Origin of the sequence: Halobacillus sp. (assembly GCF_049282395.1) — a bacterium.
In the GTDB taxonomy this organism is placed as follows: Bacteria; Bacillota; Bacilli; order Bacillales; family Halobacillaceae; genus Halobacillus.
This window is the reverse complement of sequence record NZ_JBAPTY010000439.1, coordinates 1-2007: the sequence shown is the minus strand read 5'-3', so window position 1 is coordinate 2007 and position 2007 is coordinate 1. Positions and strand designations below refer to the sequence as shown.

The 2007-nt window shown below is 38.8% G+C and carries 2 protein-coding genes; one reads left to right on the top strand and one right to left on the bottom strand.

The genetic code is table 11. The features are described 5' to 3' along the window. Nucleotides 1–31 precede the first annotated feature (31 nt). Nucleotides 32–187, top strand: coding sequence for a hypothetical protein (locus WAM07_RS18265; RefSeq protein ID WP_422168817.1), 156 nt, complete (start codon nt 32–34; stop codon nt 185–187). A 209-nt stretch (nt 188–396) separates the two neighbouring features. Here the strand turns inward: WAM07_RS18265 and WAM07_RS18260 are convergent, their stop codons facing one another. Further along, nucleotides 397–1596, bottom strand: a complete 1200-nt coding sequence (locus WAM07_RS18260; protein ID WP_422168816.1) for an IS110 family transposase — start codon at nt 1594–1596, stop codon at nt 397–399. Nucleotides 1597–2007 lie beyond the last annotated feature (411 nt).

Genomic DNA, 2007 nt, shown 5'->3' with positions numbered 1-2007 from the left:
TTTTTAACATGGGATTAAGGAGAATGATGCAATGAAATCAGTTGAAAAGAAAAGGAAGGTACAAAAAAAGTATCGAGAAGAATTAAGAAAGAAAAAAGAAGATGAACAATCCATCTTTTCAGTTGTTATAATTATTTCCATTTTCGTTATATTTATGGTCCTTAACGATTATATTAAAAGCTTTTAATATTAAATTTAGTTAAATGAATGCGAGGTAAAGAAAAACAATTAATATTATCTTTAATTCAAGTATTCAAGTATACCAGCTAATAGAAGGTCAATAGGTAAGGGTAAAAAAGATGAATCAGACATGGTACAATAAAAATGAACATACTAAATAGACTTCAACAGAAATGATTTGAAGTATTTTCTATAAAAGTATTTTATTGGTTGATTCTAAATCACAAAAGCCTTTTTACTTTTCAATATGGCATAAATCCAGTGAATGAGCTTGTTTGCACAAGCAATGATCGCCACCTTATGTGGTTTACCTTCTTCGCGTTTCTTATCGTAATAAGCTCTTAGTTTGGGGTTGCGATTCTTGGTTATTCCGCATTGGACTGCGTTATATAGACTTTTTCTAAGGCTGGACGATCCTCGTTTTGTAATTCGATTAATGGTTGCTTTAAACTGTCCCGATTCATGGACGCTTGGGTCAATCCCTGAGTATGCAACGAGCTTCTTAGGGTGGTTAAACTGATCAATATCCCCAATCTCGGATAGGATTGTGGCCGCAATCTTTCCACCAATACCGGGAATTGATTGGATAATTTTATATTCATCAAATTCTTCAGCCAGGGCATCTATCTCTTTCAGTAGTTTCGATAGGTGCCTTTGGTATTGGAGAAGAAGTTGAATAAACATCGTTAAACTCACCACATGACTTGAGTATAGATTCCGTTTGAAAGGATCTCGTCCTGCTGCCTCTTTGAGCTGATGAGCTTTATCTAACGCCCATTCATAAGAGCGTTTAACGCCCTGTTGGAGAATGACTTCAGCTATCTTTTCCTTCGTTGCCTCCCGAACACCTTGAGGTGTTTGATAATGGAGTAACGTTTGTAAGGAGGTGGGTGAATACAGTGATCCAAAGACCGTCTTATATTCAGGAAACACTTGATCCAATACGGTTTGGAATTGAAGTTTAATTTGTACATAAGTTCCCGTTAGAGCGTCATGTTGGCGGGTTAGGTTCCTTAAATTCATGATTTTGACGGCTTTCTTTTTGAAAGGTTGAAGGTCATCATATAGATAATACAACTCCCCTAAACGAAAGGCATCAATGGCGTCGGTCTTCACTTTCCTTAAGCTCATTTTTTTAGCTTCATGGGAAAGAACCGGATTCACCAAATAATAAACAATTTGATGCTCTTCTAAGAACTGTAAAACGGGTTCATGGTAATGACCGGTAGATTCAAAAACAACGACCGGAGGTCGCCCTGTGATCTCTTCCACCTCTAACCAAAAGCGATGAAAATCATGTAACCCTAAAACGTTATGCTCGAAAACAAAGCTCTTCTTGTAAGGATCTTTCTTCTGTAAAAAGGCTTGTACTTGGCTTTTTCCCTTCGCAATATCCAGGCCAATGACTGGATCCATGCTTTATCACGTCTCCTTTTGTTAGATTCGCCGGCAGCCCCTAACCTAGCTTGTAGTGTCATAGCTTCGCTTGTTATACGGGATCTAAGTCCCAACCAGCCTCAAACATGTTTCTACAAGTAGGGGGTGGACAGTATACTGGACGGGATCAGAGTCCCACGGGGGCGAACGTCCTACCCGGCTACTTAAAGAATAACCCATAAAAAATAGGTCAACCAGATAAACTGGTTAACCTTATAATACGATCGGGAGTGTATCTTGAATAATCTGTTAAAAAGGAGTTTTTTTCTATGAATTGGCCATTAACGACCGAGCGTTTGAATTTACAACCGTATGAAATCTCTCAGGCAGAACGCGTGACGGAGCTTGCAGGTGACAAAGCGGTTGCAGCTACCACCTTCGTTCCGCATC